The organism is Pseudomonas peradeniyensis (assembly GCF_014268935.2).
GTDB classification, from domain to species: domain Bacteria; phylum Pseudomonadota; class Gammaproteobacteria; order Pseudomonadales; family Pseudomonadaceae; genus Aquipseudomonas; species Aquipseudomonas peradeniyensis.
In genome coordinates, this window is the sequence record NZ_JABWRJ020000003.1 from 405,981 (window position 1) to 419,536 (window position 13,556).

A 13,556-nucleotide genomic window follows, 5' to 3' on the forward strand; every position below is an offset into this window, starting at 1 on the left:
GGACAGCTTCGACAGAAAGGACTCCCGGGAGGCACGACGCCCCCGGATACCGAGAAACCCAAGAAGAGAAACCAGACCATGTTCACCCGCAAACCCCTGATCACTGCATCCCAGGCCCGTACCGCGCTGCTGCTGGCAGCCGGTTTCAGCACCGTGCTGTTGAGCGGTTGCGCCAGCTCGCCTGTGTCCAAGGTCGGCGCCACGACCAAGGTCGAGTACTACCCCAACTGCTACGAGCCGGTGCAGCACCTGCGCTCCACCGACGGTGACATGACCCGCTCGGTCGCCACCGGCGCGCTGCTCGGCGCGGTCGGCGGTGCCCTGACCGGCGCCCTGGTAGACAAGGAAAACCGCGGCCGCAATGCCGCCATCGGCGCCGCCGGTGGCGCCCTGGTCGGCGGCGCGGCCGGTTACTACACCGAGCGTCAGAAGCAGATCAGCGACGACAAGCAGCGCATCGCCTCGTACGCCACCGATATCGACAAGAGCGCCGCCGACCTGGACCGCACCACGGCCTACGCCAAGTCGTCGCAGTCCTGCTACCAGCGCGAGTTCGCCAGCCTGATCCAGAACCGCAAGTCTGGCCGCATCAACGACACCGAGGGGCGCAAGCGCCTGGCCGAGATCGTCGCCGGCCTGCAGGAGTCGAACAACCTGCTGACCACCGTCAACGGCCGCCTGGGTGAGAACCTGAACAACTACACCCAGGCCTACGAGCAGGACCTCAAGCAGGTCGGCGTCGCGCGCACCGACGTGGTCGCCGTGGCCGAGCCGCCGAAAGTGGCGACCACCGGCAAGAAGAAAGAAGTGAAGAAGGTCCAGCCGGCCAAGAAGGTGACCAAGGACGTGCCGCAGGAAGCCGTGGCCACCGAGAAGACCCTGCAGAATGCCAACGGCAAGAAAGCCGAGGCCCAGCAGGTGGCCAAGGCCGGTACCGACCAGGTCAACGCCATGTGCCGCAACCCGGACATGGGTGACTGGGCGCCGGTGCCGTGCCCGAACGTGTGATCCGTTAAGGCCGCTCGCCGACCTGTAGGAGCGGGCTTGCCCCGCGATTGCGATGGTGAATGTACCGGCGCAATCGCGGGCAAGCCCGCTCTCACAAGGCGCGCGATACAGCCGCTATTTGTGTAAGGAAACCACCCCGTGACAGATCTTCTGGTCAACTCCCTGGCCAACAACTCCCAGTTCCTCGCACGCCAGCGCATCCAGGGGCGGATCAACCTGCCGCAGATGTTCGCGGCCATCGACGCTGATCCGCGTATCGTCGGTGCTGGTGTGGTGTACATCGACGCCGACTACAACGTCGTCACCCTGCGCGAGTTCCAGCCGATCTGCAGCATCCGTCCCAAGCGCGTGATCCTGCGCGAGATCAAGAAATACCAGACCCCTGACCAGTACACCCAGCAATTGCAGCACAATCCGCGCGAGTCGCGGGTGGTCAAGGAGGCGGTCAACACGACCCTCTCTTGTGCAGGCGCGGTGATCGGCTGGTTCGTGGTGTTCAGTGGCACCATTGCCGCGCCCTTTTCCGGCGGCACCAGCCTGGTGCTGACCTACATCGGTGGCGCCGCAGCCACCGCCAGCAGCATCCAGTGCGGCATCGGTGTGATGCGCACGGTACGCGAAGTGACCAATCCGGCGGCCAACGATGCCCTCGATGAAAGCGAGTGGTACCAGGCCGCCTCGAAGGTGCTGGATGGCGTCTCGCTGCTGGGTGTCGGCGCGTCGGGCCTGAGCACGTTGAAGTATCTGCAGGTGCACAAGGCCGCGACAGGGCGTAGCTGGCTGGAGTTGTCCAGGAGTCTCAGCCGTCAGCAGCGCAAGGCGCTGACCGACGAGCTGCTGTCGATCAGGCATCCGAGCCTGACGGCCAAGCAGATCAAGTTGCGGCAGGCGGCAGGGACCATGACCAAGCGCTACACCCCGACCGAGATCAGCCACGCCACGAAGACCCTGATGCGTGACTCGCTCGGCGCTACCTTCGGCCTGGCTGGTAGTGCCACGGTACAGAGCATCGCCGTGGGGCTTTACGAGGAGGTCGAGTAACGATGAAGCCTGCAGCGTTCCAGACCTTCATGCGACGTTACTTTCCGACGTTCTTGCTGGGCTTTTTCATTTGCCTCATATCGGCGGCGTTGTCAGCGACCCTGTGGATTGACAGTCACTGGCGCAATCATCCGGACAATCCGTCGTTCACCATGATATCCAGTGCAGTGCTGATCTTGCTGCTGTGCGCCGGGCATTTCGCGATGGTCCGGGGCTTCACTTGGGCCGTATGGGTGGTGCTCCCTGTACCGATTGTGGCTTTGTTGATGGCGTTGAGCTTGCTCGGTAGTGGTGTGAATGCTGTCTTGCTGGCAATCCTGCTGGCGCTGCCATTACTCGCGCTGCTGGTGTTCAACAGCCAGCGGCACCGGGAGATGCGGCAGCGGTTGGTGGAATTGCGCAGGGTGCGGCGCTAGCTATCGCGGGGCGAGCCCGCTCCCACGCGGATGATGCTTATAACGTTGTTCCCTGCGCGACAGCGCAGCTTGAAGGGCTGGGTAATCTCCTACAAGGACGGTCCTGTACTGATCTGGTGGGAGCGGGCTGGCCCTGTGATCGGATTACAAGTCCGCCACCAGGGCTTCCAGTTGCTCCTGTCGCTCGGTTTGGCTGACTCGCGCCCCGGTATTGAGCGTGGACCACTGCGGATGCGCCCGGGCCTTGCGCAGCGCCTCGGGCAGCTTGCCCTCGCGCCAGCCCTTGTCGTCCGCAGGGGCCAGGCGAATGCTGTCCTGCGCCGCGTGCCCCCGTCCTTCCAGCGCTGTGATCAACTGCTGCTGCCGCAGCGCCAGCAGGCGCAGCACGGCATCATCCACCGTCAATTCGCGCTGGCCCTTGAGCTTGCCCATCAGGCGCGAGCCGTAGTTGCGCGCGGTCTGCAAGGCGCCGCCGGCGATGGCGCCCGCGAGCGCGGCGGCGCCCAGGGTCAGGCCGCCCACCAGCAGGTCCACGCCCGCGCCCGCCGCGGCACCGGCCGCCACGCCGCTGCCCAGGCGCACACCGAGCAGCTTCAGGGTCTCCGGGTTGAACAGGTCGTCGCCCCAGCGGCCGTCGAGCAGCGGCAGGTCACCGGCATTGGCGTCCTCGCGGCGGAACGCATACAGCTTGAGCAGCGCCTCGACACAGCGCTGTTCGCGCTGGCGCACATCCTGGCGCAGGGCTTCGACGGCCCGTGCCTCGGCGGCGGGCTCCGCCTCGACGCTGCGCCGGCAGGCGGCGCAATCGAGCAGCAGTTCGGCGACCAGGCGCTTGCCGCTGTGGCGGCGGGTCAGGCGCTGGGCCTGCTGGTCGTCGATCAGCCGTTGCAGCGCCGGGCGGGCATCTTCCAGCAGCAGCGCCAGGCTTTCGTAGAGGCGGCGCTCGCCGTCCTCGGGTGGGGCCACGCTGTCGAAGCGCACCAGCGCATGCAGGCCCAGGCGCGCCAGGGCTTCGCGCCATTCCGGTTCGCGGTGCTGGCTGCTGGCGACGAAGTTGAGCACCGGTAGCAGTGGCTTGCCGCAACCGGCCAATACTTCCAGTTCGTCGCGGTATTTGGCCAGTACCGGTTCGCGGGCGTCGATCACATACAGGCCGGCGTTGCTCGCCAGCAGCTGGCGCAGCACCTTGGCTTCCTGTTCGAAACGCTGGCGCGCCTCGCTGCCCTGGAGGAAACGCTCCAGGCGGGCGGGGCCGTCCAGGCGCTCGCCCGGGCGTTCGAGGCGCTCCAGGTAGTCGAGCAGGGCGATGGCGTCTTCCAGGCCTGGGGTGTCGTACAGCTCCAGCAACGGCTCGCCGTCCACCGACAGGCGTGCGCCTTCCACATGGCGGGTGGTGCTGGGGCGGTGTGAGACCTCGCCGAAGCCGACGTCGCGGGTCAGGGTGCGCAGCAGCGAGGTCTTGCCGACGTTGGTGTGGCCGACCACGGCCAGTTTCAGTGGCTCAGTCATGGCCATGCTCCAGCCAGGTCACGGGCGAAGTGTCGGCGTGGGCCAGGCCCAGACGGTCGAGGGCCTCGTGCCAGTCGCCCAGGCGTGCTGCGTCCAGGGCCTGGCCCGGTTGCGCCTGCAGCAGCCAGATCCGGGTGGCGCCGGCATTGCGCGCCAGCTCGGCGAGCAACGCCAGGCTGCCGCGATCCGGCGAGCGGCGCGGGTCGCAGGCGATGGCCAGGCGCGCCGGGGGGAAGCGGCTCAGTTGCTCGAGCAGCTTGTTGCGCGATTCGCGGCTGTCGAGCACGCCGGCGTGGGTGACCGACCGGGGCAGGGCGGGAGGCCATGGGCGCTGGTCGTCCAGCTCCAGGCCAACCAGCAAGGCGCCGCTACTGCCGCTCTCCAGCTGGCCGGCTTCGAAGCGCGGCAGGGTGTCGGGGGCGGGGTCCTGCACGCCGATGCGTTCGCTGCGCGGCATCAGTGCTTCGCGCAGCTGGGCGTAGCCGGGCAGCTCAAGGTCCAGCGCCAGCCGCTCGCGGCCCTGGCGCCAGCGCCACAAGCACAGCGCGGCCAGCGCCAGGCGCGGCAACAGGCCGTAGACCAGCACCACGCCGAGCAGCCAGCTGGCCCAGGCCTGGCGCGCCAGGTCGAGTGCCGGCAGGGTGTCGCCGCTGGCGCGGATCATCGCCTCGTCCGGCACGGCGAAACCGAGCAGCGAGGGCAGGGCGCCAAGGGCCTGGGTCAGGGTGATGAACGGTTCCGCGGCGAGCAGCGTGGTTTCCCAGACGAACCCGTAGCGCCGGGTCGCCAGCAGGGCCAGGAGCATGCCCAGCGCGGCGAGCATCGCCAGCAGCCACAGGCCATGCACCAGCAGGCCGAGCAACCAGCGATTCAGGCGCTGGCGCTGCAGCAGCACCAGCAGCGCCGGGGCCAGTTGTGCGGCCTTGGCGTCGCGGGCCAGGCGTTCGCTCAGCCACAGCCACAGGCGGCCCAGCGTCGCGCCTTGCTCACCGGCGAAGAAGAAGCCCACGGCCCAGCCGAAGAGCAGTATGAGGTTAAGCCCAAGCAAGCTGCCCAGGGCCCAGAATACGTTCACCGGGCGCTGCCCGTCGCCCAGGGCCGCCAGGCCCAGGCCGGCGCCGCTGAGCACGGCCAGGAGCATCAGCGCAAGCAACGCCAGGCGCGCGCCCTGCTTCCAGTGGCGCAGGGCCGTGTCCATGCCGTCGCGCTCGGCCAGCCACAGGGCGCGGGCCTCGATGCGCGTGGCCAGGTCGCCGCCTTGCTGGCGGGCGCGACGGTTGGCTTCCTGGTCCTCAAGGGGGCCGGCGTGTTCCTCGCGCAGGCGTATTGCTTCGGTTAGCCAGCGCTTGTCGAGTGGAGTCGGTGCCGTCACAAGCTCTTCCATTGCACAGGTCAGGGCGCAAGCATAACCCACGTGCCCGATGCTATCCTCGCCGGCATGAACACATCACTCCCCCTCAGCCTGATCGCGGCGCTCGCCGAGAACCGTGTGATCGGCATCGACAACTCCATGCCCTGGCACCTGCCGGGGGATTTCAAGTACTTCAAGGCCACCACCCTGGGCAAGCCGATCATCATGGGCCGCAAGACCTGGGATTCGCTGGGCCGGCCGCTGCCGGGGCGGTTGAATATCGTCGTCAGCCGTCAGCCGGGCCTGCAACTGGCCGGGGCCGAGGTGTTCGCTTCGCTGGAAGAGGCACTGGTGCGCGCCGAGCAGTGGGCGCGGGAGCAGGGCGTCGGCGAGCTGATGCTGATCGGTGGCGCGCAGTTGTATGGGCAGGCGCTGGACAAAGGGCTGGTGAGCCGGATGTACCTGACCCGAGTGGAGCTGTCGCCCGAGGGTGATGCCTGGTTCCCAGAGTTCGATCGCGGAAAGTGGCAACTGAGCGCGAGTGAGCCGCAACCTGCCGAAGGAAACGGGCCGGTTTATCACTTCGAAGTCTGGGACAAGATCTGAAAACCTGGGGCTGCTGCGCAGCCCTTCGCGGGGCAAGCCCGCTCCTACAGGTTCTGTGGAGTGTTGCAGTGCGGTCGTTACAATTGCGAACAAATATCATCTTCTGCTAGCGTTCGCTCCTCTTGAGACTCAGAGCCAGGATGTGCCGTGTCTTCGTGGAACAAGCAGATTGCCCGGTTGTTTACCGAGCACAAGAAGGCCCTCGAGGCGTTCGTCGCACGGCGCACCGGCAGCACCCAGGTGGCCGCTGACCTGACCCAGGAGTCCTTCCTGCGTCTGGCGCGGCTGCCCGCCGACAAGCAGATCGACAACCTGCCGGCCTTCCTCTTCACGATTGCCAGCAACCTGGTGCGCGATCATCAGCGCCAGGCCATTCGCCGTGAGCGGCTGGATGGCGGCGAGCCCAGCGAGGAGCTGGCCAGCGAAGCCCCCGGCGCCGACGACCAGCTGGCCGCGCAGCAGGAGCAGGCGCTGATGCAGGCGGCGATCCAGTCGCTGCCCGAGGCGACCCGGCATATCTTCCTGCTCTATCATGTTGACGGTTGCACCTACCGTGAGATCGGCGAGCGTCTGCGGGTCACGCCGCGCAGCGTCGAGTACCAGCTGCGGCGGGCGTTACTCGACTGCCGTGCCTTCATCCAGGCGCGGCTGGCCGGTGACGCGAGGGGGCAACGTCCATGAGCCGTCATCCCGAGAGTGCGACCGACCCCATGAGCGACCTGCCCGAAAGCGAGCGCTTGTTCGCCGAAGCCACGGCCTGGTACTACCGCCTGCACGCCGAGGACGTCACCCTGGCCGAACGCCAGGCGTTCGCCGTCTGGCGGGCGCAGGGGCAGGCTCATGCCAAGGCCTGGGAGGAAGTGCTCGACTTGTTGGGCGCCTTGCAAGGCCCGGCCAGGCGCCTGCGCGAGCAGCAACAGGCCGCTTGGCGCGCCCCCCGGCGGCGCATCTGGCCCAGGGTGGCGAGTGCTGCAGCGGCCGTGCTGTTGTTGGGCGTGCTGATCGGCCAGACGCCCTGGCTCGACCGCTGGCGCGCCGACTACGCCACCACCACGGGGGAAACGCGCAGCTTGCAGCTGGAGGATGGCTCGCGGATCCAACTCAACACCGACAGCGCCTTGCAGGTCGAGCTGGGCGCGGATGAGCGGCGTGTCCGACTGCTGCGCGGCGAGGCCTGGTTCGAGGTGACTCGCGACCCGTCCCGGCCGTTCGTGGTGCGTGCCGGTGATGGTTGGGTGCGGGTGATCGGCACGCGTTTCAGCGTCGCCGAGGCGCACGGGCAGATCCGCGTGCAGCTCGCCCAGGGCAAGGTCGAGGTCCGTGCCGGCACCGGCCAGGGCGTGTTCCTCGAACCCGGGCAGGCGGTGGAATACGCGGCCAGTGGCCCGGGCACTGTGCATGGCTTCGAGCCTGGCCGTGCCTTCGCCTGGCGCGAGCGGCAACTGGTGTTCAGCCAGCAGCCTTTAGGCGAGGTGGTCGCCGAGCTCAACCGTTACTGGCCCGGGCAGACCCTGGTGATGGGCGACGGCCTGCGCCAGCGCAAGGTTTCCGGGGTGTTCGACATCGACAAGCCGGACGCCGTGCTCAAGGCGCTGACCCATACCCTGGGTGTGCGCGCCGACCAGTACACGCCCTACCTGCGCATCCTGCGCGAAGGTTGAAAATTTTTTCGGGGATTTGCACCGAACCGACGTCCTTGATTTCGTAGGCGCAAATAATAAGCACTCTCAGACAGTGCCGCGCCAGTCGACGACTTGAACGATCTCGGGGAGCCCCACTGATGAAAACCACCGCCACTCGGGCCGCGCTCGGCCTGGCCATCGCGCTTGGCAGCGCCGCGCTGGCCGGTCCTGGACAGGCCCTGGCCGCCGCCCAGGCGCAGGTCTACCGTTTCGACATTCCGGCGCAGTCGCTGGACTCGGCCCTGGCGGCCTTCAGTGCGGTCACCCGGATCCAGGTCCTGGTGCCGGGCGAGTTCACCCAGGGCCTGCGCTCGGCGGGTCTGAGCGGCAGTTATCCACAGGACCAGGCGCTGGCCCGCCTGCTGCAGGGCACCGGCCTGAGCGCCGCCTACATCGACGGTGACAGCGTCACCCTGGAGCGCCGGCGCGCCGCGGGCGACAGCGCGATGCAACTGGGCGCGGTGAAGATCGACAGCAGCCAGTTGGGCGCCACCACCGAAGGCACCAATTCCTACACCACCGGGTCGCTGACCATCGGCAAGGGCGAGCAGAAGCTCAAGGACATCCCGCAGTCGGTCTCGGTGATGACCCGTCAGCGTCTGAACGACCAGAACATGAACAGCCTGCAAGACGCCATGCGCCAGGTGACCGGCACCACGATCAAGAGCTACAACACCGGCTCAAACCTCAACGACGTATACATGCGCGGCTTCCCGGTCGACATGGTGCAGGTCGATGGCGTCACCCAGCCCACCGGGCAGGGCGACATGGCCACGGCCTTCGACCTGGCGATGTACGACCGCGTCGAAGTGCTGCGCGGGCCGTCCGGCCTGTACCAGGGCGCGGGCGAGCCCGGTGGCACCATCAACCTGGTGCGCAAGCGGGCGCTGGGGCAGTTCGCCCTGTCCGGCGAGCTGTCGGCGGGCACCTATGACCGCTACCACTCCACGGTGGATGTCACCGGGCCGCTGAACAACGACGGCAGCCTGCGGGGGCGCTTTGTCACCGCCTACGAGAACAACCAGGCCTTCGTCGACCATGCCCAGAACGAGCGTCCGATGATGTACGGGCGTCTGGAATACGACCTGTCGCCGGCCACCACCCTGACCCTGGGTGGCGCCTACCAGCGCAACAAGTCGGTGCCCGCGTTCGGCCTGCCGGCCTACGACAGCGGCAAGCTGCTCGACGTCAAGCGCTCGACGTTCGTCGACGCCAAGTGGAACGAACTGGACGAGCGGGTCTGGGAAAGCTTCTTCGAGGTCGACCATGCGCTGGACGACGGTGGTCAGTTCAAGACCTCGCTGACCTACCGCGACGCCGAGACGCCGACGCGCGATTTCACCTGGACCGACGGTTCGGTGAATCCCGAGACCGGCGCCAGTTCGGCGGTGGCCTATAACTACTACACCCATATCAAGACCCTGGGCCTGGACAGCTTCGTGACGCGGCCGTTCGAGGCGTTCGGGCGAACCCATGAGCTGACGGTGGGCGTCGACTACCAGCATGTGGACAAGGATTTTCGCTACGGTGGCCGGGAGTACTTCGATATCAACGTGTTCGACCCGGGCAGTATCAACATTCCCAGGATCGACTACGTGATGGACAACGGCAACGCGTCCAAGTCGAACCAGTACGGGCTGTATGCGCGCACCAAGGTCAGCGCCAACGACTGGCTGGACGTGATCCTCGGCAGCCGAGTGATCTGGTTCGACAGCGACGGCCACAACGCCAACCCGTTCTTCAACGAATTCTCCGACCCTCACAGCAGCGTGCGGCGCAAGGTGATCCCCTACGGTGCGCTGGTCGCCAAGCTCACTCCAGAGCTGTCGGCGTATGCCAGTTACACGACCGTGTACAAGCCGCAGACGCAGATGGCCGGCGGCAACAGCACGGTGGCGCCGCGCGAGGGCAAGCAGTATGAACTGGGCCTGAAGCGGGAGTTCTTCGATGGCCGACTGAACGGCAGCGTGTCGGTGTTTCGCATCTACGACGAGAACCGCGCCCAGCAGATCGGCCAGACGCCGTTCTACGAGGCCCAGGCCAAAGTGCGCAGCCAGGGTTGGGAAACCGAGCTGTCCGGCAACCTGACCGACAACTGGAGCGTCAGCACCGGCTACGCCTTCACGCGGCTGGAGTCGGGGCGTCAGGCCGATTACCAGGGGATCAGCATCACGCCCAAGCACAACTTCAATGTGTGGACGCGCTATGCGTTCGCCGATGGGCCGTTGGAAGGGTTCAGTGTCGGTGGCGGCGTGCGGGTGGTCAGTTCCACCTACTACACGCGTAATGGCGTGGACTTCGTCCAGGGCGGCTATAGCGTGGCCACGGCGCAGGTGGGGTATCGCTTCAACAAGCATCTGTCGGCGACGCTGACCGCCAACAACCTGTTCGACCGGGTGTATTACGAGCGGGTGGACAGTGCGTGGGGCTCGAACTTCTATGGCGAGCCGCGCAACTTCACGTTGTCGTTGCGGGCGACGTACTGAGCCTGAATCGCCGGGGGCGCAAAGCGCCCCCAGCGATCTATCAGGAATGACTCAACTCAGCATGCTCATCCCCGCTCAGCACCTGCTGATCGGTCTGCTTGAGCAACTGGCTGGTAACCACCCCCGCCATCATCGAACCATTCACGTTCAGCGCCGTACGCCCCATGTCGATCAGCGGCTCCACCGAGATCAGCAAGGCCACCAGCTCCACTGGCAGGCCCATGGCCGGCAGCACGATCAGCGCGGCGAAGGTCGCGCCGCCACCCACGCCGGCCACACCGGCCGAGCTCAGGGTGACGATGGCCACCAGGGTGGCGATCCACAGCGGGTCGAAGGTATTGATGCCCACGGCCGGAGCGACCATCACCGCGAGCATCGCCGGGTACAGCCCGGCGCAGCCGTTCTGGCCGATGGTCGCGCCGAACGAGGCGCTGAAGCTGGCGATCGACTGCGGCACGCCCAGGCGCTGCGTCTGCGCCTCGATGTTCAGCGGAATGCTGGCGGCGCTGGAGCGGCTGGTGAAGGCGAAGGTCAGTACCGGCCACACCTTGCGCAGGAAGCGCAGCGGGCTGACGCCAGTCAGCGCCAGGATCACCCCGTGGACCACGAACATCAGGCCCAGGCCGATGTACGACACCACCACGAAGCTGCCCAACTTGAGGATGTCCTCGAGGTTGGAACTGGCCACCACCTTGGTCATCAAGGCCAGAACGCCATAAGGGGTGAGTTTCATCACCAGGCGCACCAGGCGCATCACCCAGGCCTGCAGCACGTCGATGGCCGACAGGGCGCGCTCGCCCTTGTCCTTGTCGTCCTTGATCAGCTGCAGCGCGGCCAGGCCCAGGAACACGGCGAAGATCACCACGCTGATGATCGAGGTCGGCTTGGCCCGGGCCAGGTCGCCCACCGGGTTGGTCGGGATGAACGACAACAGCAGCTGCGGGATGTTGAGGTCGGCGACCTTGCCCACGTAGTCGTTGTGGATGGCTTGCAGGCGGGCGCTTTCCTGGGCACCGGCCACCAGCCCTTCGGCATTGAGGCCGAACAGGTTGGTCAGGACGATGCCGATCAGCGCGGCGATGGCGGTGGTCAGCAGCAGGGCGCCAATGCTCAGCACGCTGATCCGGCTCAGGCTCGAGGCGTTGTGCAGGCGTGCCACGGCGCTGAGGATCGAGGCGAAGATCAGCGGCATGACGATCATCTGCAGCAGGCCGACATAGCCGTTACCGACCAGGTCAAGCCAGCCGAGGGTGGCCTTGAGCACCGGGTGGCCGGCGCCATAGATCGTGTGCAGGACCAGGCCGAACACCACGCCCAGTACCAGACCCAGCAGTACTTTCTTGGCCAGGCTCCAGTCGGTGCGGCGGGTTTGTGCCAGGCCCAGCAACAGGGCCAGGAACGCCAGCAGGTTGAGTGACAGCGGCAGGTTCATTGAAGCTCCAGGAAAAGGCAGAAGAGGCATCGCCTCTGTGAGCGATTACGAACGGAAATGCTAACAGCCTGAAAACAAACGAATTTATACCTAAAAGTAATTTGCATAGTCGTTTATGGAATAACGCCTGGTCGTTTTTGGCAATGAACATGGCGTTTGCGGTTGTCTCGGGGTCGCTCACGCATGCCTGTTTGTCACAATTCAGGTCTAGGGTTGAGCGGCCACGTCTTTGGGAGAACCGCACATGATGTCTGCTCCGAGAATCCTTGCCGGCGGCCTGGCCCTGTTGCTGAGCGCCAGCAGCTGGGCGGCCACCGAGCTCAAGCATTGGCCGGCCGAGGCCGCGCAGAAGCTCGACGCGATGATTGCCGCCAATGCCAACAAGGGTAATTACGCGGTGTTCGACATGGACAACACCAGCTACCGCTTCGACCTCGAGGAAGCGCTGCTGCCGTTCATGGAGAACAAGGGCCTGCTGAGCCGCGACAAGCTCGACCCCTCGCTCAAGCTGATCCCGTTCAAGGACACTGCCGAGCACAAGGAGAGCCTGTTCAGCTACTACTACCGCCTGTGCGAGCTCGACGACATGGTCTGCTACCCGTGGGTGGCCCAGGTGTTCTCGGGCTTCACTCTCAAGGAGCTGAAGCAGCAGGTCGACGAGCTGATGGCCTCGGGCAAGCCGATCCCCAGTACCTATTTCGAGGGGGATCAGGTCAAGACCATCGAGGTGCAACCGCCGAAAGTGTTCACCGGCCAGGCCGAGCTGTACAACAAGCTGATGGAGAACGGCATCGAGGTTTACGTGATTTCCGCGGCCTCCGAAGAGCTGGTGCGCATGGTCGCCTCCGATCCCAAGTACGGCTACAACGTCAAACCGCAGAACGTGATCGGCGTGAGCCTGCTGCTCAAGGACCGCGCCAGTGGCCAGCTGACCACGGCGCGCAAGCAGATCACTGCCGGGCAGTACGATCCCAAGGCCAATGAAAGCCTGGAACTGACCCCGTACCTGTGGACCCCGGCCACCTGGATGGCCGGCAAGCAGGCGGCCATCCTCACCTATATCGATGAGTGGAAGAAACCGGTGCTGGTGGGCGGCGATACCCCGACCAGCGATGGTTACATGCAGTTCCATGGCGTAGATGTGGGCAAAGGCGGCATCCACCTGTGGATAAACCGCAAGGCCAAGTACATGGATCAGCTCAACGGCATGATCGCCAAAAATGCCGCGGCCCAGGCCAGGGAAGGGTTGTCGGTTACCGCAGACAAGAACTGGGTGATCGTGACCCCGGAGCAGATTCAGTAACAAGTGGTCATGGCCCTGTCGCGGGGCTTGCCCCGCGATAGCGACAGACCAGGTCAGTCAGGATTAGGCACAATGTCCACGCCCTCCCAGATCATCAGCGACACCTTCGCCCTCTACGAGCGCCACGGCAGTGCCGATTACATCGGTGAAGCCATCACCCAGATCGAGCACATGTCCCAGGCCGCCCAGTTGGCGATGGAGGAGGGCTACGACGACGAAGTGGTCCTTGCCGCCTTCTTCCACGACATCGGCCACCTGTGCGAGGGCGAGGACATGGGCGGCTATGGCATCATCAGCCATGAACGTATCGGTGCCGAGTACCTGCGCCGCTGCGGCTTCAGCGAGCGCCTGGCGCGGTTGGTGCAGTATCACGTCGAGGCCAAGCGCTACCTGACCTTGCGCCAGCCCGGTTACTACGATCGCCTGAGCGAGGCCAGCCGGCGCACGCTGGCGTACCAGGGCGGGGTGATGAGCGACAGCGAAGCCGATGCTTTCGAGGCCGATCCTCTATTCCGGGTGAGTCTGCGCCTGCGGGAATGGGACGAGATGGCGAAGCTGACCGGGGTGCCCGTGATGGACCTGGAGGTACTGAAGAAAAAGGCGCTGGCGGTACTTTGATCGATTCATTATTCCTCATCGCAAGATCCCGCATCACTTCTCCAAGTGCTCATGCTGTGCCTCTTACCATACTTCCCTTCCTGGCAGCCCACTCGTCGCAATAG

At 65.7% G+C, this 13,556-nt stretch carries 12 protein-coding genes; 9 read left to right on the forward strand and 3 right to left on the reverse strand.

From position 1 onward, the window contains the following. Positions 1–78 precede the first annotated feature (78 nt). The 3 genes from tagQ (at position 79) to HU751_RS16715 (ending at position 2,465) form a co-directional block, all read left to right on the forward strand. Entirely contained in the window at positions 79–1,008 is a 930-nt protein-coding gene (gene tagQ, locus HU751_RS16705; RefSeq protein WP_110735426.1) for a type VI secretion system-associated lipoprotein TagQ, read from the forward strand. Between the two features lie 138 nt (positions 1,009–1,146). Then, entirely contained in the window at positions 1,147–2,049 is a 903-nt protein-coding gene (gene ssp4 / locus HU751_RS16710) for an Ssp4 family T6SS effector (protein ID WP_110735424.1), read from the forward strand. A 2-nt stretch (positions 2,050–2,051) separates the two neighbouring features. Next, positions 2,052–2,465, forward strand: coding sequence for a hypothetical protein (locus HU751_RS16715; protein WP_186731792.1), 414 nt, complete (start codon positions 2,052–2,054; stop codon positions 2,463–2,465). A 144-nt stretch (positions 2,466–2,609) separates the two neighbouring features. Here HU751_RS16715 and HU751_RS16720 read toward each other — a convergent pair whose 3' ends face one another. Further along, entirely contained in the window at positions 2,610–3,974 is a 1,365-nt protein-coding gene (locus HU751_RS16720) for a GTPase/DUF3482 domain-containing protein (protein WP_186731791.1), read from the reverse strand. Next, the gene (locus HU751_RS16725) at positions 3,967–5,358 is read right to left on the reverse strand and encodes a DUF2868 domain-containing protein (RefSeq protein WP_186731790.1); all 1,392 of its coding nucleotides are present in this window, start codon (positions 5,356–5,358) and stop codon (positions 3,967–3,969) included. Before HU751_RS16725 ends, HU751_RS16720 begins: the two co-directional genes overlap by 8 nt. Before the next feature lie 54 nt (positions 5,359–5,412). On the opposite strand from HU751_RS16725, the gene HU751_RS16730 reads away from it, so the two are divergent. The 4 genes from HU751_RS16730 (at position 5,413) to HU751_RS16745 (ending at position 10,099) form a co-directional block, all read left to right on the forward strand. After that, complete coding sequence (locus tag HU751_RS16730; RefSeq protein ID WP_186731903.1) at positions 5,413–5,931, forward strand: dihydrofolate reductase; 519 nt, start codon at positions 5,413–5,415, stop codon at positions 5,929–5,931. 147 nt (positions 5,932–6,078) lie between these two features. Then, the gene (locus tag HU751_RS16735; RefSeq protein ID WP_186731789.1) at positions 6,079–6,612 is read left to right on the forward strand and encodes an RNA polymerase sigma factor; all 534 of its coding nucleotides are present in this window, start codon (positions 6,079–6,081) and stop codon (positions 6,610–6,612) included. After that, complete coding sequence (locus HU751_RS16740) at positions 6,609–7,592, forward strand: FecR family protein (protein ID WP_225933329.1); 984 nt, start codon at positions 6,609–6,611, stop codon at positions 7,590–7,592. The genes HU751_RS16735 and HU751_RS16740 overlap by 4 nt, the downstream gene beginning before the upstream one ends. Positions 7,593–7,708: 116 nt before the next feature. After that, positions 7,709–10,099, forward strand: coding sequence for a TonB-dependent siderophore receptor (locus HU751_RS16745; RefSeq protein WP_437181058.1), 2,391 nt, complete (start codon positions 7,709–7,711; stop codon positions 10,097–10,099). Between the two features lie 40 nt (positions 10,100–10,139). On the opposite strand, the gene HU751_RS16750 is transcribed toward HU751_RS16745, so the two are convergent. Further along, positions 10,140–11,531 carry an L-cystine transporter gene (locus HU751_RS16750; RefSeq protein ID WP_186731787.1) on the reverse strand — a complete coding sequence of 464 codons (1,392 nt, stop codon included), beginning with the start codon at positions 11,529–11,531 and terminating at the stop codon, positions 10,140–10,142. A 247-nt stretch (positions 11,532–11,778) separates the two neighbouring features. Between HU751_RS16750 and HU751_RS16755 the strand changes: the two genes are divergently transcribed. Both HU751_RS16755 and HU751_RS16760 read left to right on the forward strand, forming a co-directional pair. Continuing rightward, positions 11,779–12,834 carry an HAD family hydrolase gene (locus HU751_RS16755; protein ID WP_202892787.1) on the forward strand — a complete coding sequence of 352 codons (1,056 nt, stop codon included), beginning with the start codon at positions 11,779–11,781 and terminating at the stop codon, positions 12,832–12,834. 72 nt (positions 12,835–12,906) lie between these two features. Continuing rightward, positions 12,907–13,452, forward strand: a complete 546-nt coding sequence (locus tag HU751_RS16760) for a phosphonate degradation HD-domain oxygenase (RefSeq protein WP_186731785.1) — start codon at positions 12,907–12,909, stop codon at positions 13,450–13,452. Positions 13,453–13,556: the final 104 nt, after the last annotated feature.

Bases quoted from the DNA above. Each gene is read 5' to 3' on its own strand.
- HU751_RS16720 (WP_186731791.1), bottom strand. From the start codon at position 3,974: ATGACTGAGCCACTGAAACTGGCCGTGGTCGGCCACACCAACGTCGGC.
- HU751_RS16755 (WP_202892787.1), top strand. From the start codon at position 11,779: ATGTCTGCTCCGAGAATCCTTGCCGGCGGCCTGGCCCTGTTGCTGAGC.
- HU751_RS16740 (WP_225933329.1), top strand. From the start codon at position 6,609: ATGAGCCGTCATCCCGAGAGTGCGACCGACCCCATGAGCGACCTGCCC.
- HU751_RS16725 (WP_186731790.1), bottom strand. From the start codon at position 5,358: ATGGAAGAGCTTGTGACGGCACCGACTCCACTCGACAAGCGCTGGCTA.
- tagQ (WP_110735426.1), top strand. From the start codon at position 79: ATGTTCACCCGCAAACCCCTGATCACTGCATCCCAGGCCCGTACCGCG.
- HU751_RS16760 (WP_186731785.1), top strand. From the start codon at position 12,907: ATGTCCACGCCCTCCCAGATCATCAGCGACACCTTCGCCCTCTACGAG.
- HU751_RS16715 (WP_186731792.1), top strand. From the start codon at position 2,052: ATGAAGCCTGCAGCGTTCCAGACCTTCATGCGACGTTACTTTCCGACG.
- HU751_RS16750 (WP_186731787.1), bottom strand. From the start codon at position 11,531: ATGAACCTGCCGCTGTCACTCAACCTGCTGGCGTTCCTGGCCCTGTTG.
- HU751_RS16730 (WP_186731903.1), top strand. From the start codon at position 5,413: ATGAACACATCACTCCCCCTCAGCCTGATCGCGGCGCTCGCCGAGAAC.